The following is a 26,494-nucleotide window of genomic DNA, read 5'->3' as shown; positions in this document are numbered from 1 at the left end:
AAATGTATATGCAAACATGCAATATTTGGTAAAAGAGGATATACAAGGGAGACTGGTCATGAAAACGCTTGGGGATAAAATTCAGTATTTTCGAGAGAAACGAGGCTATTCCAGAAAGTATGTCGCCGAAGACATTTGTGACGAGTCCACTCTGTTTCGGATTGAAAAGGGGAGCCATATACCACGTTTGGACATTTTGCAGAGCATATGCCGGAAACTAAAGATTCCCGTGGATTATCTGCTTTCTTATGAAAACGAGACGCTCATTCATTTTGTTGCAAAGATTCATCGGTTGTGCCGGGAAAGTCTATATTTTCATGATTACACCACTCTCCAGTACCTCGTCGAGGAAGCTACCGCTTTTATCAAAAAGAACCAAAACTTTCGAGACAGCAGCTTCCTGAGATTTATCGAATGGCAAAAGGGCATTCTGTATTACCGGATTGACCGCCATCCGCGAAAAGCGGAGCAAACCTTTCGAAAGTTGATTTCCAACAACAAAATCGTCAATGAGCTGGATATCAATATTGCCAACACGCTCGCGCTGTTACTGATCGAAATGGATCAAAAAGCGGAGGCATACCAACTGTTAACAAGCAGCATGCATGTATTGGAGAACCTCCCATTTGTTGAGGACAAAACCCTTTTCCCCAGATTGGGCTACAACTTGGCCTACATGCACTACCACCAAAACCGATTTGATCTCTGCCTGGAGCTGGGCTATCGATTGCTCAACTACTTATATTCTCATCACTTGCATTATTCGGCAGGAGAAATCTATCATATGCTGGGCATTGTTTATGGCCATACGGGCAACCTTGAACATGCCAGAGAATATCTGGAGCATGCTGTTTCCATCTTCAAATATGAGCTTCGCGAGCGATTGTACGCCCGAGCAGGAAGAAGTCTTGCAGAAATCCATTTCCAGCTTGGAGAAAAAGAAGAAGGCCGCATCATTTTGCAAAAAACCCAGAAAATATGCAAGCGTCTTGCGGATCGAAACCACTTGGATGAAGGGGAACAAAAAATAGAGCATACCGAGAATCAGTATGCTATGACGGGCCTTTCTTCATCATCTCTTCTACTAATTGAACCGCTCTATTAATATCATCACTCGTTATATGCCTGTGAACAACTGCTCTAATCCTCCCATAGCCCATCTCTGAAAAAATCACGCCATGAGACTTGGCCATCTGCAAAAATGAATTCCATGTATAACGAGGATCTGTTACGCGAAAGATGACGATATTTGTTTGCACTTCTTGGGCATTCAATTCGATTCCGTTTATCTTTGCCAATCCATCGGCCAATTGTTTCGCATGCCTGTGGTCCTGATCCAACCTCGTAATCATTGTTTGCAAAGCTACAATACCAGGCGCTGCGGCGATTCCCGCTTGCCTCATTCCTCCGCCCAACATCTTTCTTACTTTTCTCGCTTTGTTTATATGGGACTGAGTTCCCGCTACAATCGAACCAATTGGGGCAGACAATCCTTTTGATAAACAAAATTGAACCGAATCGGCATATTGTGTGATTTCCCTGACATCCACATCAAGGGCAACTGCCGCATTAAAAATGCGGGCACCATCCATGTGGACAGGAACATTGCGTTCTGTTGCAAATTCCTTTACCTCTTGCAAATAAGCGATCGGCAAAACTTTTCCACCACAGCGATTGTGGGTATTTTCCAGACAAATTAAAGCAGGCAAAGCAAACTGAGGGTCCTCTTCATCAACGGGGAACGCTCTTTCAAGATCCTCCAGCAACAAGCGTCCATCCGCTTGAGTCGGTATGGGCTCATAAACAATCCCGCCGCATACGGAAGCGCCGCCTGCTTCATAAATGTAGATGTCTGATTCATTGCCTACCAAAACCTTTGATCCACGAGGGCAATGGGCCATGATCGATGATAGATTCGCCATTGTGCCGCTGGGCATAAAGCAAGCAGCTTCCATCCCCAGCATGCTGGCGGCTAATCGCTCCAATTCATTTACGGTTTGATCCTGTCCGTACACGTCATCTCCCAGCATGGCATGTTGAATGGCATCCATCATTTCCTGCGTCGGCAAGGTAACTGTGTCACTCAGAAAGTTTAGCAACAGACACACGCTCCTTCATCTTTAGTTCGACTTTTTCAATTAGGTTCAGCAGCTGATGAAGCTTGCTTGCGTCTGCTTCCACTGCGATTATGTAACCCAAGCGTCCGTATGCATTTACGATTCTATCCACCAGCTTTCCCGGCTCTGCCCTGCATACGACTTCCTTCACACCTGGCATTTGCTGAAGCTGTTCGATACCGGTCACTTCCTCAATTTCGCCTGTTTCTTGCGGGATCAGAAAGCGAATCCCTGCATATTGAATAGGCGGACGGCCAAGCTCGGGGGACAAGCCAACCGCTGCTTTGAGCTGATCCTTCAACACGTCCATACCGGTCGCATGCCGGATCAGTTCCGGAATCATCCCCCCGGCCAATCGTCCATTGCACTCAACCAGGAAAACCTTTTGATTGACGATTTTTATTTCCAGATGACACGGGCCAAAACGCCAATCCAGCTTTTCCAGCAGGGACAGCACACCCGTTTCCACGATTGTTTTGATCTGGTCGGTAGACAAGGATGGGAAAATATGGCCTGTTTCTATGAAGTAAGGCTCTCCCCCAATGCTTTTATCTGTAATTCCGATGATCGAATGTCGGCCTTCATAAGAGAAAACTTCGACACTGTACTCAGGTCCTTCCACGTATTCTTCGATCAAAGCAACCCCAGCCGCCGGTTGCCTACGGACATTCTCTTTCACAGCCAATATGTCCGTCACCCGCTGATACAGCTCTTCGTAGGAGAGACACTTTACCACCTGATTGGAGCCACTGTCATCCACTGGCTTCACGATGCACGGGAATTGTATCTGCTGCTTGATCTCCTCTAGTTTCTGCACGTTGTCGACTGTAAAAAACCAGGGCTGATAAAGCTCGGGAGTGTCCCTCAGCAATGCGCGAACAGCAGCTTTGCTCCTGCACGTTTTCACCGTATCGGGAGAATTGCCACGCCAACCGAATCGCTTAGCCAGAAGCGCAACGGTATAAATATAATATTCGCTTGTCGTCGTAATTCCTGCGATATCCTCCAGGGTAAAACGGAGCTGAATTGTATCAGCCAGCTTTTCCGTATCGTTTGTATCGCAGATGACGATTTCGCAGCTTTGGTCAGACAAGCCCTCATAGCGGCTCGGCTTATTGGTCAACAGCACGGGATCATATCCCAATTCCTTTGTTTTGTCCAAAGCAAGCATGCCTGTGCCAGTCGTATTTGACTCAATAAACAGCAGTTTTCTCTTCATGCCGAAATTTCCCCTTGTTAAAGTGAAAGTAGGTCCAATCGGAGACATCCTTTAATTCTTCCATGCGATTGGGTGAAAGACGCAGGTTGTCCTTATTCAGATGATGGACATTGAAAAAATCATCGTTGTAAATCGAGTGAATATATCGGTCCCCCCTGTCCGGGAAGATGCACGCGATCACTGAATGTTCGGATACCTGGCTGCTGAGCCACCTTGATACGGCGTACACGCTGCCTGAGCTGTTCCCCGCAAAGATTTTTTCCTGTTTGGCGAGCTCACGTGTCCATGTGAAGGCTTCTTCATCGTTTAACCAGTGAACTTCGTCGATTACGGAAAAATCAACATTGGGTGAGCGCAAACTGTTGCCTAGGCCGCTTTGCAAACGCTTCGGATTGTCTGTTTGGTAGAAGATAACGCTGCCTACGGCATCTACAGCTATGACCGTCAAGTCTGGATTTCTTTCCCGCAACGCTTTGGCAGTCCCGCATAAGGAGCCTCCACTTCCAACCGATCCGACAAGATAATCGACGCGTCCCAGCTCTTTAACCAGGTCATCGGCCAGTTGTTGATAGGCCAGCGGATTTTGCGGATTTTCGTACTGTTTTGGCCAATAGGCATTTGGATATTTGTCCAGCAAACCTTGCAAGTAGTTCAGCCTTGCTTTTTGCCAGCCGCCATCCTGCTCCATTTTCTCTACAATATGGACCTGCGCTCCCAATGCTCTGAGTTTTGCCAACGTTAGTTCATCGATGCGCGGGTCGGTGACAATGTGGACTTCATGTCCCAAATAAGTGCCGATCATGGTTATGCCCAAAGCCAGCGTTCCTGACGAGCTTTCCACAATCGGTGCATTTTCTTGCAGCTGCCCGGTTCTCTTGGCATCCATAATCATTTCTTTCGCTACCCTGTCTTTCATGCCGTAGGGATTAAGCAGCTCTAGTTTCGCATAGACAGGGGCTTTGCTGTTCTCGTCCAACCGCAGCCGAATTAACGGCGTTGTTCCAATCAGTTCGATCAGACTCTTGTCCATTACACCAGAACCTTCTTTCTTTCGATAGTGGACATGGAATGGAATATTTCTGTCGGGCAGCCAAGCTGTTTCAACAAAGACAGTCCTTCTTTTACTTTTTCAGAATACGCACTGTCGTTTTCAGAAAGGAGGATCCCGATAAATGTTCCGCTATGAGCCGTTACAATCCCCGTTCCTTCAATTGAACGGCATATTCTTTTCACCTCGGCAAACATCTTTTTCGGATGCAGCTTCTGGTTTAATTCCGCGCTTCTGGTAGCGACCTCGCCAATTGCCTCTGCATCTTGAGCACGTATGGCAGCTGTTATCTTCTCAAGCAGCATGCCATATTCTTGCTTCTCTTCATCAGTGAATGGTTTGGGCTTGCAATTGAAATCGACTGTATTTACTTCTCCTCCCTCATCCAAAGCAATCACAGTCAACGGTGGGCATTCTCCTATCCATTCTCTCAGTTTCACTTCTTTGTGATAATAAGAGACGATGCCCGGGTACATGATGCCGTCGGATGGTTCGATATCGCGAAGGATCTCCTCGATCACCTCGGTAGGAACGTTTATGTCATAGCAGGATTCAATTGCTTTCACAGTCGCCATCATATCTGCTGTAGAACTCGCCAATCCCTTTCCTTGTTGAAGCTGGCTTTCCAGATACAATGTGCCTTTGATGGGCAAGTGGTAATAATCAAGAATTCTCTGGCCAAAATACAGAGATTTCCTCTTCCAGGAAGGATGTACACACAGATCTTCGTCCTGAGCGGAATAGACAAACTGGCATGTCGAGTACCTGTCAACAGGAAACGTTACCAAAAAGTCCTGACCGCTTGGCAAAACGCCTTGCAACAACTCACCAAATGTGCCATGAGCTTCCCCTTTGCCTACTTTCAGTCTCATCGGCTATACTCCTTACCTTCAGACATCATCCATCTATCCAATTCTTCCAATCTCCGTTTGACCTCGGTGGAAATCCCATTGAATACCTGCTTGCATTGGGCTGCCTCCTGCATTTGCAAGGCAATCATGTCTTTTACGGCATCCGGATTTGTGGACCCTGTTGATCGCTTCATGGTTAAGGCAGAATGGACCGCAAAGAGCGCTTGCAACTCTTGCTGTGTAATTTGGTTTTCAAAGCCGTACTCATGACAAATCTCTTGCAAGGTCTCAACCGAAACATGCTGAGGGGAGTGTCCGGCTTGGATCGACTGTGTGATAAATCGTCCTGCTATCACCTGCGCTTGGCGATACGGTATCCCGCTTTTTTCAGTGATTCGATTTGCCAGTGAAAAACCTCCGTAGTAATCCTTTGTGCAGCATTGCTGCATCTTTTCTTTCTGAAAAGAAATGTTTTCAAACACCAGCATCAGTAAATCAAACAATACGTGCGTCTCATTGAAAAGGGAGAGGAGATTTTTGCTTGATTCTTTGGAAACTTCGACCAGATTGCTATAGGCCGTATTTCGTTGTCCCAGCAAAAAATCCACATGGTAGGTGATGAGATGGCTCGTTTTTCCTCTCGCTCTTTCCAAGATAGGAAAATTGCGTTTTTGTGGCATCGATGATGAAATGCCAGCGAGTTCATCAGGAAAATCAATAAATTGGTACTCGCTGCTCCCCCAGTTCATCAGGTCAGTCAAGAAGCGGCTCATATTGTTCGCAAAGAAAGTCAGGCAGCTTCCAATGTCCAATAACCAGTCCCGCGAAGCAACCCCGCTCAAGGCGTGACCTATGTATGATGAAAATCCCAAAGCATTTGCCAATTGCAGGTTGTCCACTGGATACTCCTGACCAGACATAGCCCCGGAACCGAGTGGGCAGTACCTGTTCATTGATTCTAATGCGCCCAGCATCCTCTTTTCTGTTTCAAGAAGGTGTTTGCTGACTGCCGTAAGATAAAAGGCAACACTAATAATTTGAGCTGACTGAAAATGTGTGTACCCGGGCATGATTACGGAATCATATGTCTTGGCTTTGTCCAGGATGACATCCCGCAGTATTTCAACTCTTTCAATCAGATGCATCCATTGCTCCCGGGCAAACATCAGTTGGGCACATGCCTGAAAATCGTTACGGCTTCGATCAATATGCCATTTCACCACGGGTTGTTCCAACTGTTTCTCTATCGCTCTTTCCAACGTCAAGGCGATGTCCGTTAGATTTTCTTTCGAGTTTTGCAACAAAGCATCTCGCTCAATCCTGTCTATTGCTTGCAAGAGGGAACGGACCTCATCCTTTGAGAGAATGTTCGCTTTCTCGTAAGACTGCAAGAGAGCCTTTTCTATGTGGATATAATGCTCTGTGTAGTTTTCCAGTTCATATTCAAACTGCGGGTAAAGAACAGCTGCTGTATACGTGTCATGCGGTGCTTTTTTCACGCGCCCGGTCACCTGTGTTTTCATGAGCTTATCCCCGTTTCAAAGTTTCTGAGATTTTCTGTCCGAGATACTCGACTTGAGGAGACGACATGAGATTATTGTGATGCCCCATTATCGGGTAGGTGTACACTTTCCCTGTTGTTCTTCCCCTCCATTTATCAACATCCACCAGCTCATGGAGTTTTCTGGGATCGACTTCCTGACAAGTGAAGGCATGTAAATCTGTTTTAATCGGAGCAGAAAATGTATAGTGATCGCTTGCCATGTTATTTGCTGCCATTACCGTAATAATTCGAAATACGTCTTCCAATTCAGCCGTTCGAGGCAATAGCTTTTTTTGTTTGGCAGCTTCCAAAATAATCTGGCATTTTTCCAATTTCGGTTTGCTGCTAAACTGCTCGATTTCTATGGACAAGCTGTCTGCCCACACGCTTAACGGATCCAAGCGGTGCTTTTTTTTCGCTACTTGATCAAACGGGTAGGCATCCAGCAATCCCAGGAACGACACCTTTTCCCCTTTTGATTCAAAAATTCTCGCCATCTCAACCGCGATTGTTCCTCCAAAAGACCACCCTGCCAACTGATAAGGGCCCTTCGGTTGAATCTTTTGTACCTCATGGACATACAGCTTTGCCATCTCCCGTATATCTTGCAGAGGTTCAACATTTTTTTCATACCCTAGTGATTGAATGCCGTAAATGTTGATATCCCGAGCTATATTTCTTGCAAGAGGAACGTAGCAGATTGCTCCCCCTCCCCCTGGATGAACAAGAAACAGTGGGGGATCACCGGAACGGCCTTCTTTTAATTTGAGAATCAGTCCGCTGCCAGCTTGAGATTGATCACTCTGTATAAACTCGCTTAACGTTTCGATTGTTCGATAAAGAAATAATTGAGAAGGGGACAGCTGAATGTTCATTCTTTTTCTCGTTAGACCCACGATCTCGATGACCTTGATGCTATGCCCACCCAAATCAAAAAAGTCTTCGTTTATTCCAATGTCGTCGATAGCCAGAACTTCCCTCCAAATATCAGCTAATTGTTGCTCAATCTGATTGCGAGGCGGTATTTTCTCGCCACTTGCCAAGTCGCTGACGTCAAATGACAACCGCTTTTTATCCAGCTTTCCATTAATGGAAACCGGCAATTCCGTGAGCCACCTGATTACATGCGGAACCATATAATAAGGCAGCTTTTTGGCCAGGCGTTTTTTCAATTCATTCGCAGAAATCTCCACGCCGGGCTCCTTCACGGCAAAAGCAAAGATCTTTTTATCCCCTTTTACCTCTTCAACAAGAACAGCGGCCTCTTCAATCTCAGGCTGTTGCTGCAATACATGACGAATTTCATCTAGCTCGATACGGAAACCCCGAACCTTAACCTGCGTGTCCTTCCTTGAAATGAAGAGGTAATCTCCTGTATCCAGCTGTTTAACCAAATCTCCCGTGCGATAATATCGACGTGTCACACCTGCCACGTCTAATAGGGGGAAGGCCTCAGCCGTCAACTCTGGATTGTTCTCATACCCCTTGGCAACACTATGCCCGCCAATAAACAACTCCCCGACGACACCTTGTGGGACTGCCTGCAAGTTTTCATCCAACACAACGAGATGATAATTCGGGAAGGGGATGCCGATTGGAGCGGTAGGGTATTGTTGCTCAGGATGACATCTCCAATAGGTTGCGGCCACACACGCTTCTGTTGGTCCATATAAATTGACGAATGCAACCTCCCCTTTCATATTTTCATAAAATTTCCGAACAAGCTGATTAGGCAATGCTTCGCCCCCGGTAAATATATACTTGAGGGTTTTATTTTGCCTGAAGGAAGGAAGATCCAACAGCTTTTCTATCAAGCTATGGAACAAATGTGTTACCGTAATTGCTTCATGCGCTATCACATCTGCTAAATAATCAATGTCAAATTGCTTGTCGGGATGAGTAATTACCAATGTTCCCCCACTTACCAGCGAGCAAAAAATCTCACTCATGGATGGATCGAAGCTGGAGCTGATGTTTTGCAGAAACATCTCGCCTTCCCCGATCTGGAACTCCTGAATAAATCCTTGAACGTGGTTGATTAAGGCCGCATGCGTAACGCTGACACCCTTGGGTTTGCCTGTTGTTCCCGAAGTATAGATGACGTAGGCAACTGCCTCTTCCGGCGGCAGAGAAAGTTCCACTGCATCTTTGGCAGTCTGATTGTTAAAAACCACATCGGGTTCCAGGATTGTTTTCTCTTTCCATTCATTGAATGAAAGATCGTCTGTAATAATTACGGCCGCTTTGGAATCCTCTACCATCATTTCAACCCGTTCAACCGGCAAGGAAGGATCAATCGGCATATACACGCAGCCGCTTTTCAAAACACCCAATATACAAGCAATTTGGTCGGGGGAGCGTTTCAACCGGATTCCCACGATGCTCCCCGGCTGAATATCGCGTCGAATCAGCTCATGGGCTATTTGGTTCGACTTTTTATACAATTCCTCGTACGTAAACGAATGATCATGTCCCTTTACTGCAATCTTGCTTGCGTGTTTGAGGGCTTGTTTATCTACTAGATGGTGTATGAGATCTGTTCCCATTTCGGCAAGAATGACGTTATTTTCAATAACATGGTTTTTCTCTTCCTCTGTCAAAATGTTCAATTTGCAAATGGGCTTGTCAGGATTTTTCAAGATTTCTCGGATCAACGTAATATAGTGTTGAGCGAAACGCTCCATTGTTTTTCGATTGAACAAATCCGTGCTGTATTCGATCTCACCCGACATCGTTTGTTTGCTGCATGACATGTACAGCACGAGATCAAATTTCGAAGTATTTGTGCTGATTTTTTCATATTCCATCGTAAACGGAACTTCTACTTCCTTTTTCTGATAGTCTTGGAGAGTGAACAGCGCTTGAAAAATGGGATGGTAGCTGCTGTCCCGATCAGGTTTTAACTCCTGAACTAATTTTTCAAAGGGAACCTCGCTATTTTCATAGGTCTGCAGAAATGATTTGATCGTGGTTTTCAAGATATTCAAAAAGCTGCTATACGGTCTGATAAACGTCCGCACCGGTAGTGTATTTACAAAAAAACCGATTAAATCTTGAATCATCTGATTAGGCCGATTGGTGATCGGTGTCCCGATCACAATATCTTTTTGTCCCGTATACCGGTAAAGCAACACATTAAACGTGGCAAGAAAGAATGTATAATGGGTAGCTTGATGGGTCCGGCAAAAAGTCGTTATGGGCTCAATTACATCCAATGGCAAGTCAAATTTGACAATGTCTCCTGCGTAAGTTATTTCTTTAGGCCTCGGCCGATCCGTTGGAAGCTCCAGCAAGGAGGGGATATTATCCAAATGCTGTTGCCAAAAATTCAACTTTTTTTGCAGCGTTTCTCCCTCGAACATTTCCTTTTGCCAGTTTGCGTAGTCTGCGTACTGGAGGGGAAGTTCCCCGCATTCAGCTTCTCGGCCTTGTTCAACCATCGTATAGATGGTAACAATTTCCTTCTGCAATACTTCCAAGGACCAAGCATCAAAAATAATGTGGTGAATATTCACTAGCAAATAATATTGGTCAGCGCTTAGCTGGACAAGCTGGAATTTGATTAACGGACCTTTTTCCAAATCAAATGGCTCAAGAGCAAATTCCTTGAGATGCTCCGTCAAAGGCTTCTCTTCTTCCAGCTCCTCTTTTGTCTTCACGTCTAATCGAAAAGAAGGGAAGTGAAGGGAAACCTTTTGTTTCAGTTCCCCTTCGACTTCTAAAAAAGTAGTGCGAAGAACTTCATGTCGTTCTATTATTTTTTGAATCGTTTTCTCTAATACGGCTGGCTGTAGATCTCCTGTTATTTTCAGGAGAATCGGTATATGGTAGGTAGGACTATTTGGAAGCATTTGTTCAAAAAACCAAATTCGGTTTTGACCATAGGAAGACGGAAGCAGATAGACTTCATTTTCTACGGATAGCGAACCCATGTTATCCCTGCCTTCATTCATAATGAAGTTTATAACTTTTGCTTAATCCGTGTGACTTTTCGAATAGATAGATCCTTTTTCTTTCTCTCTGGCATGAGGGCAGCTAAGCCTCTGATCGTGGGATATTCGAAGACATCCATTAAGCTGATCTCATAACCGAGGCTGTCTATGCGTGATATCATTTTTACAATGAGCAGAGAATGCCCCCCGCATTCAAAGAAATTGCTGTTGGGCCCTACGGATGACACAGGCAACAACTTTGTCCAAATTTTTCCCAGCTCCATTTCCAAAGGAGTTTGGAAAACGTCATCTGATTCTGCCTCTTCAAAAACTTCAAGAGCCGCCAGTTTTTTTCGATCGATTTTGCCTATGGAGGTTACAGGCACCTCATCAATCTGGATAAATCGGTTCGGAATCATAACCAGTGGCAATTCATTGCGCAAAACTTTCCGCAGCTGATCCGGATAGAGCTTGTGGCCGTCCTCCATTACGATATAGGCATTCAACTGGATCTCATCTGCTTGTTTTGCATCTAAAATGATGCACTGTTTCGTGTATGGCTGTCTCAGAATAGCTGCGACAATCTCGTTTTTATCAATACGGACGCCCCTTATTTTGATTTGATCGTCTGCTCGACCTATGATTTCCAAGCTTCCATCCGGTCGATAGCGTCCCATGTCACCGCTGCGATACAAGTAAATATCATCTTCTGGATCAAAAAAGTTGGGGATAAACGCCTCTAGTTCCTTATTCAAATATCCTTTCGTCCGATAAGGAGTGCGAACCATTATCTCTCCAGGTTCCCCAATCCCGCATAGCTGTTTTTCCTGATTGACAATCAGCAATTGCGTGTCTGGCATTGGATTGCCTAGCGGCTGGACCTCTTCGGCAAGCTCCTTTGGAACTACATAGAAGCACTTGATCAGAGTCGTCTCTGTCTGGCCATAGAAATTATTCATTTGGGCATCCGTGATTTCACGCCAAGCATGAACGAGACTGGCAAGCAAAGGTTCTCCTGAAAAAAATACATGTCGCAATGACGGCAATGACTTTGTCTTTGCTGATTGCTTGAGCCAATGGCCCGCGAGCGATGGGACCGTATGGAGCATCGTAATCTCTTTTTTCGCCAGCCAATCGAGCATATCTGTTTCTTGCTTCGAAGGAATGAAGAGAGACGCTCCACTTGTCAATGGCAAAAAGACATCTCGCAGGTACGCATCAAATGTAATGTGAATGAGCTGCGCGTTGCGATCCTTAGTCGTGACACCGAATTCTTGCCGCTGCCAGTTCAAGAAGTGAGAGATACTGTTGTGCGTACCCAGGATTCCTTTCGGCTCTCCCGTTGTTCCTGATGTAAAGAAAATATAGGCATCCGGACAAGTATATGCTGGAGGCAGATCAGTGCCCGTCTCCGCTTCTTCTTTTAGCAGGTCGCTCACTTCAAATGATTGGACTCCACTTGCTGCCAGTGCGTCTTTGTATGTTTGGCCCAGTGTCTCGCTCGTTACGATCACGCGTGCGTTTGCAATCTGTAGCATGGACTCGAATCTTTTTTCCGGTACTTGCGTGTCCATGTTCATAAAAATGGCATCTGCCAAATGTACGCCCATCATCGAGATAATCATTTCATAGCTTCTATCTCCATATAGAGCTACTACATCTCCGGAATGTACATTTCGGCGGCGCAAACCTTTTGCAATCCGCAGGGAATCTTGGAACAATTCCCGATAGGTATACGATTTTTCGTTATCTTCTACGGCAACCTGATGGGGAGCCTGCTCACTCCAGTACTTCACTTGTTCAATAATACGTGGATAATCGATCTGTTGAAGTCTCGCCGTTGGGTCAGGCAAAATGCGTTTGGCTTGTTCAGTGACCAATGAGTAGGATTGGATGGATTGATCTGCCAGTTTCATCGCCTGCTGCAACAAGTGGATATACTGATTCAGAAACTCAGCCATCCGCTCTTTTTCAAACAATTGATTTTGATAGGCGAGCGTTAGATGGAATCCGTCTGCGGCTTCCTCAATATAGAGCGTCATGAAGAACTTCGATTCAATTTCATCCACTTCGATCTCTTCCACGACCACATTATCGGCTGCGTATGTCTTAGGTTCATCGAAGCTGCGATAGTTAATGGACACATCAAATAACGGATTGCGGTTAAGGTTCCGCTTCGGATTCACTTCTTCCACAATTTTTTCAAAAGGAATATCCTGATTGGCAAACGCCTCCAGCACCGTCTGTTTTGCCTGATCCAACACATCTCTGTATGTCGCATTTGCATCAAGTTCCATCCGCAATGGCAATGTATTCAAATAGAGACCTACGGACTTCTCCAATTCTGAGGTATTCCGATTGACTACGGGAGTGCCGATGATCAAATCGGTTTGCTGGGACAGTCTGGACAGCAGTACGCCGAATACGGATAGCAGCGTCATAAAAGGTGTGACTCTCTGTTCCTGACTGAAAGCTTTTATGTCGCTTGATACTTGCATGGACAAAGATTTTCTCAGCGTTTCATTTCCCGTCTTGCCCTCCCTTTGCCGGCTTCTGCTAATGGGAAGCTGAAGCAAGGGAATCTCTCCGTCAAACTTTTTCTTCCAATAGGAAAGCTGCTCCTGATATTCCGCCTGATTGATAAAATCGTTGTGTCTTAACAGGTAGTCCACATATTGCACAGGCTTTTCCTCTAAAAATGTCCGTTCACCCGCATACAGCTTCAGAAGCTCTTCTTTCACAACCTTTAGAGACCAGCCATCACTGATAATATGATGGAAGGTAAGCACCAGGACATCCGCCGACTTCCCTTTCACCAGAGTGCCTCTGACCAAGGGTGCCGCAGCAAGATCAAACGGACTGGACATTTCTCGTCGCACGATCTGTTGCAATTCCCGATCTCCCCACTCTTCCACCTGCAAAGATATTGTGGCGTGGGGCAAGATGCGTTGGATTGGCTCGCCGTTTTTATTGAGAAAAGCGGTGCGCAATGATTCATGCCTGTCAATCAGTTGGTTCAGGCAATCCTGCAATCTCTCTGAATCGACAGATCCATGGAATTTTAAAACGAGCGGCATATTATGTTTTGTGTCTTGGTAGAGCTGGTCTAAAAACCAAATCCGCTTTTGGGCATCCGAAAGAGGGAACGGTTGATTGCGATCAGCCAATTCCATAACCGGGCTGCTCGCATCACTGTTCTTGCGCTTTTCCAAAACGCCAGCCAATGTTTCAATCGTTGGATTTTCGAACAGGTCTTTCACGTAAAGCCTTGACTCAAACTTTTTATTTACTTCCGAGATAATCTGAACCGCTAATAAGGAATGTCCGCCTAACTCGAAGAAGTTATCTTGGACTCCTATTTTTTGTACGCCCAATTTCTCAAGCCAAATGGACAAAATAGCTTGTTCCTTGTCGTTCTTGGGGGCAACGTAAGCGCCAACAGCAGCAAGATTTTGCTCGGATGGTTTTGGCAGTTGGTGCCGATCGATTTTCCCATTCGCGTTTAACGGGAACGCCTGCAGTTGAACGTAATAGCTGGGAACCATATAATCAGGCAGCACCTTTTTCAGCTCATGCTTTAATACGCCGGGTTGAATGTCGCCTTCTGCGGACGTATAGTAGGCAGCCAAATATTGAATGTCAGACTCGGTTTTATGGACGATGACGACAGCTTCGGAAACCCCCGCGATAGCCCTCAGCGTGGTTTCGATCTCACCGAGTTCGACACGCATTCCTCTTAGCTTGATTTGATTGTCCTGGCGGCCGAGGAACATAATGTTTCCATCTGGTTTCAAGTACCCTCTATCACCGGTTCGGTACATGAACTCCCCCGGATAAAACGGATCGGGAATAAAGGACTGAGCCGTTCTTTCCGGATTGTTGATATACCCTCTGGCCAGGCCGATGCCAGCAATGTATAAATCACCAGGGACGCCAGGCGGAACCGGTTCTAAAAACTTGTCCAGTACATAAATGCGGTTATTGTCGATCGGACGTCCGACGGAAACAATTTCAGAGCTGTTCTCCACATCCGGCTCGCAATCAAAACATGTGGAATCAATCGAGACCTCCGTAGCTCCCCATGTGTTAAACAGCTTGCCTGGCATCTTTTCATAGAACGAGCGGACCACGTCGGCATGCAATGCTTCCCCGCTGGATACGACAATGCGCAGGTTCGTCAACTGCTGTCTTTGAACCGGTGTGATTTGCTCCAGCACCATTTTCAGCATGCTCGGAACAAACTGAAGCAAGGAAACGTTGTGCTTGATTGCATATTCGATAATACTGACCGGGTCCCGGTGCGCTCCTTTGGGCAGAAACGCGATCTTCGCTCCGACTGTCAACGGCCAGAAAATCTCGACGGCGGAATCATCAAACGTCAGGATTGTTTTCTGCAATGCGACTTCGTGTGCCTGTAGACGATGCTTGTTCTGCATCCAGTTCATCCGGTTAACCCAGCCTTTATGCGTGTTGCTGACGCCTTTGGGTTTTCCCGTTGAGCCTGATGTGTAATAGATCGAAACGAGATGGTCAGGGGTGACTTGAACATCCGGTTTCGTGACTGGATATCCTTCCAAAAGGCTCTCCTGCATCAGATAGGAAAGCAGCTCGATATCTTTTGTTTCCTGCAGCCTTGTCCCTGGCTGCGTTATGCAAATCGAAGCCCCCGCATCCCGCAAAATGGCGTAAGCCCGTTCCCAAGGGACTTCCGTATCAATCGGCAGAAAAGCACCGCCCGCTTTCAGGATTCCCATCATGGACACGACCAGTTCCAAAGACCGTTCCATGCATAAGCCTACCGGCGTGTCGGGAGCTACGCCCTTTTCACGGAGCAAGTGAGCCAGTTGATTCGCCTTCTCATCAAGCTCCCTGTAGGTCAGGCACTCCCCTTCATACTCGGCGGCGATGTTGTCCGGCGTTTTCATCGCCTGGGCTTCAAACCATTCATGCAAGGCAACATCCGGAAATTCGCATGCTGTCTCATTTAACGTGTGAATCATGAACGCCTTTTCTCTCTCGCTCAGCACGGGAAGCTGTTCAACAGCAGTAAATGGCTGTGCCAATACTCGCTCACATAGCTGCAGGAAATGCGAACTAAATCGTTTGATCGTCTCTTCCTCAAACAGGTCTGTCCGATATTCCCATTTTCCGATATATTCTTCGCCACTCCGTTCCATGAACAGCGTCAGATCAAACTTGGCGGTGTCGTTATGGAGCGAAATCGGTTCGCTGACCGCCAGTTGATTTCCCTGCGCCGGGTCAAACGCGAAATCCTGGAAGGTGAACATATATTGAAACAGAGGCTGCTGGTTGACTGAACGATGCGGTTGAAGCTCCTCCACCACTTTGTCAAAAGGAACGTCTCCATGGGAGAACGCTTTTACCGCCGTATCGCTTACTTGCTGGACAAGTTCAACAAAGCTGGTGCCTTCGCGAATTTCATTTCGAATCACCAATGTGTTTACAAAAAATCCGAGCAACCCTTCCAGTTTGGCGTGATTTCGCCCTGCAGCCGTTGTCCCAATCGCAATGTCCTTTTCCTGTGACAAGCGATAAATCAACAATTTAAAGAGCGAAAGCATCGCCATGAAAAGGGTCGTATTGTTCTGTTTGCAAAACGCTTTCAGTTGCTCTAACACCTGGTTCGGAATCTGGAACGTGCTGACGGCCCCATTATGACCATCCGGATGCGTCTTCTTCTGATTCGCCATCAACTTGATAGAAGGAGCCTCGGTGCCCAGTTGTGTTTTCCAAAAGTCCATCTGCTCCCGGTAAACCGGGGAATCAATAAAAGCATTCTGCCAGGTCACGTAGTCACTATATTGGACCTGCCCTTCCATAGCTTCCTGTACTTCACAGTCTGTGCCGCCTACTATTTCGTTGTATTTCTTGAGAAGGTCTGATTGGAAAACATAGTTCGACCAGCCATCCCAGACGATATGATGAACATTGTAATAAAAGAGATGCTGGTTATCAGACAGCTTATACAGCTTAAACCGATACAGCGGGTCGGATGTCAGTTCGAATGGAATCTTCGCGTCTTCTTCCATCGCTTGCAGCGCTGTTTGTTTCGCTAACTCATACGGCTGATCAGATAAAGAGATCCGTTCCAAATTGCTTTTCTTCGAATCATCAATCACTTGGAAAGGACGACCGTCCTCTTCGATAAAGTTGACCCTTAATACTTCATGCCGCGCAAGCAAATGCTCCAGACTGGCAAGAAAAGCATCGTACTGCAAGGGTCCTGTTATTTCGAAATAGGTAGGCAAGTTGTACAAGGAGCTGGTTCCCTGCCATTCATTAATAAACCAGAGCCGCTTTTGCGCAAACGACAACTCTCTTTTCTTCTCGTCGTTCTTCGCCGGCAGCAAAGTCTGCTCTTCCGAGATAAAAGATTGTGAATCGATAAATGCACTCAATTGACGAATGGTAGGATGCTGAAAAACATCTTTCAACGTAAGATGGATTGGCAGCCGCTGCTTTAAGCGAGTCACAAAACGGGCAGCAAAAAGCGAGTTGCCCCCCACATGGAGAAACGGTGTATCAATACCTACATCGTCTAAAAACAGAAGCTCTTTCCAAAATGAAGCCACTATTTTTTCGGTCTCCGTTTGTGGTTGACGCTCTGCAGGAACAATCCTGTTTTTCTGGGGAGCAGGCAGACTTTTTCGATCAACCTTTCCATTGGACGATAAGGGGAACCCATCCAAGCGGACAAAAAATGAAGGAATCATATAATCAGGCAGCTGCTCCTCCATTTGTTTACGAACGCTATTTTCTTCCCATTTCTCGTCGTCCAGGACGGTCACATAAGCAACAAGGAAGGTGTGGTCGCCTTCGCGAACGGCAGTAACGACACACTGCTTGATATTGGGCAAGCGCTCCATGGCTGCTTCAATTTCACCCAGTTCAATCCGGTATCCGCGTATTTTTACTTGGAAATCGATCCTGCCGATATATTCGATGGCACCGTCTTCGCGGTATCTGCACAAATCGCCCGTTTTGTACAGACGCTCGCCTTCGTGGAAGGGATCAGCAATAAATTTTTCCTCGGTCAGCTCCGGTTTGTTATGGTAGCCTCTTGCAAGTCCGATTCCGCCAATATGCAGTTCGCCTGCGACCCCTGGCTCCGTTATCAGGTTTTCCCCATCGATAATATGCAAGCGAATATTGCTGATCGGAAACCCGATGGGCACTGCCTTTTCACGTTTATCGCCTGTGCACTTCCAGTAGGTGACATCGATAGCCGCTTCTGTGGGACCGTATAAGTTGTACAGCTCAACCTTGTCAAATTTTGAGAAAAAGGCGAGTTCCATCGACTTCGTCAGTGCTTCCCCGCTGCAAATAATCCGCTTGAGAGACGGGAGCGGCGTTTCTGTTTGATACGTATCGAGAAAAATTTGCAGCATGGACGGTACGAAGTGCATGGTCGTAATGTTCATCGCTTGAACGGTTTGGATCAGATATTCGGGATCTTTATGCGCTTCTGGTCTGGCCATGACAAGGGTTGCCCCGGCAAGCAACGGCCAAAAAAATTCCCAGACTGACACATCGAAGCTGAACGGCGTTTTTTGCAGGATGCGATCAGAACTGTTTAATTGAAACTCTTTTTGCATCCACTGCAGACGGTTGTTTAAAGCCCGGTGTGTATTCATGACCCCTTTGGGATTTCCAGTGGAGCCCGACGTATAAATCATGTAGATGAGGTTGTCGCCTGTCATTGGTATGTCAAGATTACGGGAGGGCTGCTTGCTCCATTCCTCCCCTTTGTCGACAACAACAAGCTTTGCATCTCCCAATTGCTGATCCGCAAAGATCATTTCTCTGCTCTGCGTCGTAACAATGATGGGGGCCTTCGCATCCGTCAACATATATTCCAAACGTTTTTTCGGATAGTTCGGGTCAATGGGAACGTAGGCGCCTCCGGCCTTTAGCACTCCCAGCAATACAATGACCATCTCCAGAGAGCGGTCCATGCAAACAGCGACAGGCTCTTCAATTTGCAGCCCGCATTGTACCAGGTAATGAGCAAACTGATTGGCTTTTTCATTCAACTGCTGATAACTGAGCTCACTTGCTTCATAAATGACTGCTGTCTGATTGGGTGTCATCGCCGCCTGCTGTTCGATCAAATGATGAATGCATGCGTCCATGTTGGAAAACTGCTCTAGCTTCATGCGATTTTCTTGTATATGAATCACGCTCATAGCTCTCCCTCCCACAACTTACCCTTGCCATTCCTTAACAACGATACAAGCATTGTACCCGCCAAAACCAAACGAGTTGTTCAAAACGGCCCGTACTCGATGCGCCTGCGCCTCATTTGGCACATAGTTGAGATCGAATCCTTCATCGGGCTCGTGGAGGTTAATCGTTGGCGGCACGATTTGATGCTGCAGAGTCAGGATGCAGGCAATCAGCTCGACTGCACTGGCCCCTGCCAGCAAATGCCCTGTCATCGACTTTATGGAGCTGACGGGAATGGACCTGGCCTTTTCACCAAACAGCTTCTTTATCGCCAGCGTTTCGATTTGGTCGTTCAATCGCGTACTGGAACCGTGGGCATTGATGTAGTCGATGTCAGCAGGTGCAAGATTGGCATCCGCAATTGCATTTTTCATCGCCATAATCGCGCTTTTCGCTTCCGGATCAGGTGCCGTGACGTGATAGGCATCTGTAGTGGAGCCGTATCCGGCTACTTCCGCGAGGATCGTGGCTCCTCTTTTCTTGGCAGACTCCTCCGACTCCAGCACAACAATTCCCGATCCCGCACCAATCACGAAGCCGTCCCGGTCCTTGTCAAAAGGGCGGCTGGCCGCTTGCGGATTGTCGTTCCGAGTGGATAAAGCCTTTATTTTACAAAAAGAGGCCAAGTCAATAGGCGTGAATTGGCCTTCCGTTCCGCCGGCAATCATAACATCCGCTTCTCCGTATTGAATCGCTCGGCAGCCTTCGCCAATACAGTTGTTTCCTGTTGCACATGCGGAACCCCAGGCCCCGCTTTTGCCTTTTGCCCCTACCATGATCGAAACTTCGCTTGTCGGGGCATCCACCAGCGAGGCAAATGCCAAGTAAGAGCTGACTTTTCGATACCCGTGCTGAAGCAGGTCCTGATAGTTTTCCAGTATGAGCCTCGTTCCACCCATGCCTGTTCCGACAATCACTCCCACGCGGTAGGGGTCTAGTTGACGCATGTCCAATTTTGCCTGGGAGATAGCTTGCCTGGCAGCCACGATCGCATACTGTGTAAAAGTTTCCATCCGGTTTTTTTCTTTTGGGGTAAACCATTCATCGAGGTCAAGGCCTTTTACTTCTGCACCGATAGTCGTCGGAAACCCTTCGGCATCAAAAGCTTGAATGTAGTCAACCCCGCTCACGCCCCGTACAACGTTTTCCCAAAAAGTTTTGACACCTACTCCTATTGGCGTAACGACACCCATCCCGGTAACAACTACACGTTTTTTCATGATGAGTCCCCTTTATTCCAACAATTTACACCTATCATACAAAGGGAGGTTTTCTCAGACATCCGTAAATCCCGCAACAATTCACAACCCAACGATTGCAAGGGAAGTAATTCATTCATCCCATAGCTGGGAGCATACAAAGTATCTAAATCCCTATTTTTACATTATTTTCTTGATAAAAGCACCATGTGGTGTATACTCTCAGTATATAAATCGTGAGCAACAGCCAATGATTACTGCAAAAAGCCCGGCCACATACAATTCAGTAGGGAATGGCGAAAGGATTGCTCCATTCCTTGAAAAAAGGAACAGTGCCTTCCTGGCAAGTTCATCTATGTTCAGGGAAAAAAGGATGGGAGGGATTGTTTACCTGGTTATATCAGCATGTTGAATAAACACAGCATGTACTCGCACACTTTTTTTAAAAGGAGGCAGCAAATGGATTATATTTTAACGCATAAATGGGCTTTCCTTATTGTCGCGGAAGTCATCTTTTGGGTTTCCATCATCACGTTCTTGATCGCCAGATATTGGTTCGGCAAAAAAACTCTCAGCTTTGTTTTTTTTCTGCTGTTTATCGTCAATGACCTATGGATCGCTTCTTTAGGTTTTTTTGACTACTTGCATACAGGGCAGTTTTCCAGTTATCAAATCGTTGTGCTGGTTGTTTTTGTATATGCCATCACGTATGGAAAAAGCGACTTCAAAAAGCTTGATTACTATATCCAAATCTATGTTGCCAAGTGGAAGGGACTGCCTGCTCCCAATATCGAACCGCCGAAGAAGCTGGTGGGAAGGGAACACGCCCAAAAAGAACGGAAACATTTTTACATTCACTTCTCTGTCTATGCAATAGCCCACCTGGTTTTCTATTTTTTGTTCGGGCTGTCCTCACGGTTCTACGAAATAACAAGTATGGGCGATTTTTTCCGTGAATTTTTCTCAGCCAAGGAAGGCCTCCTGCCTTTTGCCAATCCGACAGTCAATAACCTCAGCAGGATTTGGACCTTGATTTTTGTCATCGACAGCATATTCGCTCTGTCGTATACCGTATTTCCGAAAAGCGAGAAGTCTCGTGGCCTGTTATGAACACACATTCCATACTCCAAACAGAAACAACCGCCAAGAAATGTCCTCTATGCTTCTTGGCGGTCGCTTTTTTTCATGCAACTATCTCAAGAAGCAAGAGTTTCCACTCTATTTCAAGAACACTCCAGTGGCCAGAAGTCTAACGGTTTTTTAAAGAATTTTTTAAAAGTTTTTATATTTTCAAATAAATTGTTGTTCTTACCGGAATTGCAATGTAATATATATACATATTTGTGATGTTGTTACAAAATAAAAAGGAGTGTTTTCTATTCATGTCAAAGAAAAAGAAGTTGTTGCCACTGGCAGTCAGCGCCTTGTTGGTAGGTGTACTCACCACTCACTCTTTTCTTTTGCCATCGCATGCATCTGCACAAACACCTAATCCTGATTCTCAGATCGGACAAGACCTCGACCAAGAGGATGATCGTGTCGGAGATTCTGATACCGCAGAAGATAGTCTCGGAGATTCCATTACTGAAGAAGACAGCCTGGAAGATTCCGTTACCGAAGAAGATGGCGTCGGAGATTCCGTTACCGAAGAAGATGGCGTCGGAGATTCCGTTACCGAAGAAGATGGCGTCGGAGATTCCGTTACCGAGGACGGCAGCCTCGACGATTCTGTTACCGAAGAGGGCAATCTCGAAGATTCTGTTATCGAAGAGGATAACGAGTCTTCCGTTCGTTCCAAGTATGATCACACCAAATTTTTAACACTTTTTGACAAAGATAAAATCATTAAAAACTTCCGATCCATGAATAAAATTTTTCCCAGCCACAAGATCAAAAACGATAAGAAGAACACCTTTACGTTCAAAAAGAAGCTCCGCGATTTGCCCAATTTCACCTATACCTACAACAAGCAGCAGCACAAATTTGAAGATCTGCTGAAGCGAACGGTAACAACCGGCCTGCTTGTCATCAAAGACGATAAAATCGTTACCGAGCGATATTACCACGGAAATAGCCAGAAAACATTGAATACATCCTGGTCCATGTCCAAGTCGTTTACCTCTGCGCTGGTCGGCATCGCCATTGACGAAGGCTACATAAACAGCGTCGATGATCCCATCACGGATTATCTTCCGGAGCTGAAGGATTCCGGTTATGACGGCGTATCGATCAAGGATATTCTCAACATGGCTTCCGGCGTCAAATATCCGGTCTATGAAGAGCCTTTTATCACCGAATGGTACAATCGACTATTTGTGGAGAAGGAATCCTTCAATGAGATGATGACGACCCTGCCTTCGGACGCATCCCCCGGCACCTTTACCTACAAAGGGTCCGATACGCAAGTGCTTGGCATGCTCATCAAGAAAACAACAGGCAAGCAGCCATCCAAATATCTGGAGGAAAAAATCTGGAAGCCGCTCGGCATGGAACACTCCGCATACTGGAACACCGACCTGCACGGCGATGACATGACGTTTGCCTATCTGAATGCCTCCCTGCGGGATTACGCCAAGTTTGGCCGGCTGTACTTGAATAACGGCAACTGGAACGGAAAACAGATCATCTCCGAGGATTGGGTAAAAGAAACGTATATCGGCAGTGAAGGTTTCCCATTCTACAAGTATCAATGGTGGATTCCGCCAAGCCCCGACCCGGACAATAAGGAAATTTTGGCCAACGGCATTTATGGACAAAATATTTACGTCAACCAGAATGAAAATATGATTATCGTGAAGACTAGCGTGAATTCTTCCGAAGAGGATTTGGGAGAAGAGATTACGGTCTTCCGGGAGATTGTTGAATTGTTCAAAGACGAGTAGGATTATCTTTTCGTATAACAGTTCAAGCATTTTGAGACAAACAATCTGAACGTTGGATTTATGCCGCTTCGCTACTCGCAAGATGTGCAATGTGAAGGAAATACGATGGCAGGAAAAAAGGATTCAGCCTCTTCTCGTTTGAAGAGGCTGATTTGTTTGTCAGCATATTATGGGAGGGTGAAATTGCCGGCTGCCAAGAAAAAGATCATGAAAGATTGGTAGATATTTGGTATCGGGCTGTAGTTCCACCCACACTTTCCTGACAGAAGAAGATATTCAGTTTTACAAAAACATCGTTCAAAACGAAGCAATGAAAGAACTTGAGGTCTGGGTGGCAGTAAACGAGCTTCAAGAACCAACCGGATTTATTGGACTGAATGGGCCGAAATTCGAGATGCTGTTCGTCGACCCTGATCAGCACGGGAAGGGAATTGGTACGCGCCCTTTTTTCCCCGCTTTCCGTTTTTTTGTGTCAAATACATATCAAACCCTTTTGTTTTATTCATTTTTATACTCATTTTTTAGAATGCTGTAGATCTCCAGGTCAACTACGCCCTTCCCCGACCATACGGTTGCTTGTCGCAGTGTGCCTTCTTTGACAAACCCATTCTTTATCAATACCTTCTTTGAAATTTCGTTTGGAGGCATGACTTCGGCCTGTATTCGGTTTACGTTCACTTCATGAAACAGAAATCGTACCAATGCTTTCACAGCCTCTGTAGCAATCCCTTTCCCCCAGTGCGCTTCCGCCAAAAAGTACCCGATCGTCACCATATTCACCTTCTGGTTAAAATCGAATGCTTCGATGATGCCAACCAGTTTGTCGCTTTCAACATGAGTGAATATGCCCCATTTTACTCGGGACTTTTTATTGAAGTCCCTCTCAAAATGCCCGATCATCGACTTCACCGTCTCTTTATTGTGCTTCGGGATGATTCCGCAATATTCAAACACCTTGTCATTGCTGTAAATCTCAAATACATCCTCCAGATGATTGGCATCAATCTTTTTCAGGATGAAACGGTCGGATTTTATGATCGGAAACTCATCGAAAACGGCATTCGTATCCATACGTGATCCTTCCCTTTCGGCGTCGTTGGTATCGTGCTACAAGTATTGTAACAGCAGGCTTTTCGCAATTGCCTAAGATCATCCCGAGAATTACGGTGAAATGGCTGATTGGGATAATGTTACTTTCGCTCACTCTCCACTTTTACCCTTTTCCTTTTTGCTGCAACACGCTATATTCCACGCAAGTAATCGTCAATCTTCATAAGCCGGCGAGGTGTGACAGTGGTAAGCTAGGAGAGAAGCTTGCTCGAACTGCCTGTTTATCCTCAACTTTTTAATTCAGGGGGCAACTGAAATGCGTGAACTTGCATTTATGAAGGATTATAAAACCAACGAGGCACTTCGAAGGAGTTTATCCGAACTTGCTGCCAGCACTTTTGGCATCCAATTTGAAACGTGGTATCAAAAAGGGTTTTGGAATGAACGGTACATACCCTTTTCATTTGTTGAGGGAGAAACCGTTGTCGCAAATGTTTCTGTTAACCTGCTTTCGCTCATTATGGATGGCGAGAAGAAAAAAGCGATACAAATCGGAACGGTCATGACTCATCCGGAATATCGAAAACAGGGACTGTCTGCAAGGTTGATGAACAAGGTTTTAGAGGAATATGAAAATCAGTATGATTTCATGTACCTTTTTGCGAACAAAACGGTTCTCGATTTTTATCCCCGGTTTGGATTCAAACCGGCAGAAGAGCATCTCTTTTCGATGGATTTTACGCCAAGTCCGAGCCCTAGTGCGGATACAGGCATTCGAAAGCTTACTGTAAATGATGAAGCTGATCTTCGTTTCATTTACAGGCTTGCTTCAGAAAGGCTGCCTGTTTCTCAGCGTTTTGGAACGGATGGCGCTCAAGGAATCTTCATGTTTTATTGCCTGAACGTATTTGGCGACGATCTGTATTACTTGGAAAACGAGGACGTTCTTGCGATCTATAAAAAGGAAAACAATCACCTCGATCTTTTCGATGTCATTAGCACGAAGGAAGTCAACATTCACGATATTTTGACCAAGATTGCAGGCAGCGATACGGAAAAAGTAACGTTCCATTTCACTCCTGACTATGAGGGGATCGAAGTAAAAAGCGAGATCTATGATGGCGGTTTATTTGTAAGAGCAAATGAGGGGAACATCTACCCCCCATACGTTAAACATCCGATCACATCCATTGCTTGATGTCAAAACTGCCCGCTTTTGGTCGGGCAGTTTTTTTGAAGCATAATTTCTTTCGAGGGACTTTCGGCTGCCTTTCAGACCAGCAGTTCCCCCGCTTTCTCCCCTGCTGTAGTGTAAACCTCTCAGTTGTTCCATTTGTCGACCCGATCATTCAGCAATACACTCTGGCGGGAGGGCTCCGTGTACTAGAATTGTAGCTTCTCCATAGCTTCGTCTAGTATTTGTTCTTTCACATTCCTGGACAGCTCATATGTGTCATGCTTCAAAGCGTAAGGGTTTACTTCTACCTTTTTTCCTGCCTCTGCCTCTTTTTGAACGAAGAGAGCTAATGAATCCACTGGATTCGATGATTCTTTCAGCAGTTGAGTCTTCAAGGTCTCCAGCAAGTGATGGTGGCTCATATCCTGGAACTGCAACAGCCCGTCTGTACACCTGCATTGCGATTCGTAATCTCCATAATGATTGACAACCTCCCAATCAGACCATTTCTCTTGAAGTTGTTGGGAGATGTTTGGGATTACATTTGCATGCCAAAATTCCAATCTTCTCCGTTCCATATCAATATGGAAGCCTCCGATCGGAAAATCATGGGACCATTCACTTAAAGATATACGTGGATACCCATAGGCTTTATCTATTCGATTTACCAAATCAGGTCCATATGGCAAATAATTATCGATCCCTCCCCATAATGGAAACAGTAGCATTTCGTTTGGAGAAAACTTTACGCTTGCCACTGTATCAACCCAGTCTTTCTCCTCCGGAGGAGCTAAGCTCGTATGAGCGCAATCGTTTTTACGATCCGTTAGCACTTTTTCCTTTGGGTAACCTACGTAGGCTGCCAGGTCTACAATACCTTCGTAAGCCCATTTGATTTCCCACCCCTCCCAAATGTATCCCATAAGTTTTACATAGAGATCTCTTAGCGGAATGTTGTAGCGTATATCTTCGCCCCCATAGAACATTACCTTTTTTTTATCTGCAACAAGAATGGCTCCGCCTTCAGCCCAAGCATCATTCAACCATCCAGACTCATCTACCTTCGTCTGCATTTCGATAAATTTGATAGCGTATTGTTCTCCCCAAAATATATTTTTTGGCAAGGTGTTTGCACACCAGTGGCTGTAATACAACTCGTATGAATGATTTCTCACAATGATCAGATTCGCTCGGTGTCCCATTGTACTCCTCCGTTCAATCGGCTTGAC

Annotated in this window: 14 protein-coding genes and 1 pseudogene; 5 read left to right on the top strand and 10 right to left on the bottom strand. The window is 45.9% G+C overall.

All coding sequences use genetic code 11. The annotated features are described in order from the left end of the window. The first annotated feature begins 58 nt into the window (after nucleotides 1-58). Nucleotides 59-1,105 carry a helix-turn-helix transcriptional regulator gene (locus tag NST37_RS04025; RefSeq protein ID WP_003389353.1) on the top strand — a complete coding sequence of 349 codons (1,047 nt, stop codon included), beginning with the start codon at nucleotides 59-61 and terminating at the stop codon, nucleotides 1,103-1,105. Here NST37_RS04025 and ltaE read toward each other — a convergent pair. From ltaE to fabF, 8 genes are read right to left on the bottom strand one after another with little or no spacing between them, the layout of a single operon-like run. After that, nucleotides 1,053-2,099 (bottom strand): low-specificity L-threonine aldolase, encoded by a 1,047-nt coding sequence (ltaE, locus tag NST37_RS04020; RefSeq protein ID WP_003389354.1) that lies wholly within the window; start codon nucleotides 2,097-2,099, stop codon nucleotides 1,053-1,055. The genes NST37_RS04025 and ltaE overlap by 53 nt on opposite strands. Further along, on the bottom strand, nucleotides 2,080-3,336 hold the full coding sequence (locus tag NST37_RS04015) for an ATP-grasp domain-containing protein (RefSeq protein WP_024984239.1): 1,257 nt from the start codon (nucleotides 3,334-3,336) through the stop codon (nucleotides 2,080-2,082). The genes ltaE and NST37_RS04015 overlap by 20 nt, the downstream gene beginning before the upstream one ends. Further along, nucleotides 3,311-4,366: a cysteine synthase family protein gene (locus NST37_RS04010; RefSeq protein WP_003389356.1), complete on the bottom strand. Its 1,056-nt coding sequence runs from the start codon at nucleotides 4,364-4,366 to the stop codon at nucleotides 3,311-3,313. Before NST37_RS04010 ends, NST37_RS04015 begins: the two co-directional genes overlap by 26 nt. Further along, nucleotides 4,366-5,256: a hypothetical protein gene (locus NST37_RS04005; RefSeq protein ID WP_003389357.1), complete on the bottom strand. Its 891-nt coding sequence runs from the start codon at nucleotides 5,254-5,256 to the stop codon at nucleotides 4,366-4,368. Before NST37_RS04005 ends, NST37_RS04010 begins: the two co-directional genes overlap by 1 nt. Continuing rightward, a complete protein-coding gene (locus tag NST37_RS04000; RefSeq protein ID WP_003389359.1) occupies nucleotides 5,253-6,758 on the bottom strand; it encodes a lyase family protein in 1,506 nt (501 codons plus the stop codon). Before NST37_RS04000 ends, NST37_RS04005 begins: the two co-directional genes overlap by 4 nt. A 4-nt stretch (nucleotides 6,759-6,762) precedes the next feature. Next, nucleotides 6,763-10,710 (bottom strand): non-ribosomal peptide synthetase, encoded by a 3,948-nt coding sequence (locus NST37_RS03995; RefSeq protein WP_031932064.1) that lies wholly within the window; start codon nucleotides 10,708-10,710, stop codon nucleotides 6,763-6,765. Nucleotides 10,711-10,739: 29 nt separating this feature from the next. After that, a complete protein-coding gene (locus NST37_RS03990; RefSeq protein WP_339167318.1) occupies nucleotides 10,740-18,917 on the bottom strand; it encodes an amino acid adenylation domain-containing protein in 8,178 nt (2,725 codons plus the stop codon). Between the two features lie 18 nt (nucleotides 18,918-18,935). Beyond that, nucleotides 18,936-20,177 (bottom strand): beta-ketoacyl-ACP synthase II, encoded by a 1,242-nt coding sequence (fabF, locus tag NST37_RS03985; RefSeq protein ID WP_024984235.1) that lies wholly within the window; start codon nucleotides 20,175-20,177, stop codon nucleotides 18,936-18,938. A 438-nt stretch (nucleotides 20,178-20,615) separates the two neighbouring features. On the opposite strand from fabF, the gene NST37_RS03980 reads away from it, so the two are divergent. The 3 genes and pseudogenes from NST37_RS03980 to NST37_RS03970 all read left to right on the top strand — a co-directional run. Beyond that, nucleotides 20,616-21,266, top strand: a complete 651-nt coding sequence (locus NST37_RS03980; RefSeq protein ID WP_003389363.1) for a hypothetical protein — start codon at nucleotides 20,616-20,618, stop codon at nucleotides 21,264-21,266. Nucleotides 21,267-21,538: 272 nt separating this feature from the next. Continuing rightward, entirely contained in the window at nucleotides 21,539-23,038 is a 1,500-nt protein-coding gene (locus NST37_RS03975; RefSeq protein WP_339186320.1) for a serine hydrolase, read from the top strand. Between the two features lie 182 nt (nucleotides 23,039-23,220). Next, a pseudogene (locus NST37_RS03970) lies at nucleotides 23,221-23,480 on the top strand (GNAT family N-acetyltransferase); the annotation flags it as partial. Between the two features lie 56 nt (nucleotides 23,481-23,536). Here NST37_RS03970 and NST37_RS03965 read toward each other — a convergent pair. Next, a complete protein-coding gene (locus NST37_RS03965) occupies nucleotides 23,537-24,109 on the bottom strand; it encodes a GNAT family protein (protein ID WP_003389366.1) in 573 nt (190 codons plus the stop codon). 295 nt (nucleotides 24,110-24,404) lie between these two features. Between NST37_RS03965 and NST37_RS03960 the strand changes: the two genes are divergently transcribed. Continuing rightward, nucleotides 24,405-25,286, top strand: coding sequence for a GNAT family N-acetyltransferase (locus NST37_RS03960; protein WP_031932060.1), 882 nt, complete (start codon nucleotides 24,405-24,407; stop codon nucleotides 25,284-25,286). Between the two features lie 185 nt (nucleotides 25,287-25,471). Here NST37_RS03960 and NST37_RS03955 read toward each other — a convergent pair whose 3' ends face one another. Continuing rightward, nucleotides 25,472-26,467 (bottom strand): hypothetical protein, encoded by a 996-nt coding sequence (locus NST37_RS03955; protein WP_339186318.1) that lies wholly within the window; start codon nucleotides 26,465-26,467, stop codon nucleotides 25,472-25,474. Nucleotides 26,468-26,494 lie beyond the last annotated feature (27 nt).

Source organism: Brevibacillus sp. FSL K6-6036 (assembly GCF_037964015.1).
Taxonomy (GTDB): Bacteria; Bacillota; Bacilli; order Brevibacillales; family Brevibacillaceae; genus Brevibacillus; species Brevibacillus borstelensis.
Note: the sequence above shows the minus strand (reverse complement) of the source record. Positions and strands in the feature narration are given on the sequence as shown.

Bases quoted from the DNA above. Each gene is read 5' to 3' on its own strand.
- NST37_RS03960 (WP_031932060.1), top strand. From the start codon at position 24,405: ATGCGTGAACTTGCATTTATGAAGGATTATAAAACCAACGAGGCACTT.
- NST37_RS04000 (WP_003389359.1), bottom strand. From the start codon at position 6,758: ATGAAAACACAGGTGACCGGGCGCGTGAAAAAAGCACCGCATGACACG.
- NST37_RS03980 (WP_003389363.1), top strand. From the start codon at position 20,616: ATGGATTATATTTTAACGCATAAATGGGCTTTCCTTATTGTCGCGGAA.
- NST37_RS04015 (WP_024984239.1), bottom strand. From the start codon at position 3,336: ATGAAGAGAAAACTGCTGTTTATTGAGTCAAATACGACTGGCACAGGC.
- NST37_RS03995 (WP_031932064.1), bottom strand. From the start codon at position 10,710: ATGGGTTCGCTATCCGTAGAAAATGAAGTCTATCTGCTTCCGTCTTCC.
- NST37_RS03990 (WP_339167318.1), bottom strand. From the start codon at position 18,917: ATGAGCGTGATTCATATACAAGAAAATCGCATGAAGCTAGAGCAGTTT.
- NST37_RS03975 (WP_339186320.1), top strand. From the start codon at position 21,539: ATGTCAAAGAAAAAGAAGTTGTTGCCACTGGCAGTCAGCGCCTTGTTG.
- NST37_RS04010 (WP_003389356.1), bottom strand. From the start codon at position 4,366: ATGGACAAGAGTCTGATCGAACTGATTGGAACAACGCCGTTAATTCGG.
- NST37_RS04025 (WP_003389353.1), top strand. From the start codon at position 59: ATGAAAACGCTTGGGGATAAAATTCAGTATTTTCGAGAGAAACGAGGC.
- NST37_RS03955 (WP_339186318.1), bottom strand. From the start codon at position 26,467: ATGGGACACCGAGCGAATCTGATCATTGTGAGAAATCATTCATACGAG.
- NST37_RS03965 (WP_003389366.1), bottom strand. From the start codon at position 24,109: ATGGATACGAATGCCGTTTTCGATGAGTTTCCGATCATAAAATCCGAC.
- NST37_RS04005 (WP_003389357.1), bottom strand. From the start codon at position 5,256: ATGAGACTGAAAGTAGGCAAAGGGGAAGCTCATGGCACATTTGGTGAG.
- fabF (WP_024984235.1), bottom strand. From the start codon at position 20,177: ATGAAAAAACGTGTAGTTGTTACCGGGATGGGTGTCGTTACGCCAATA.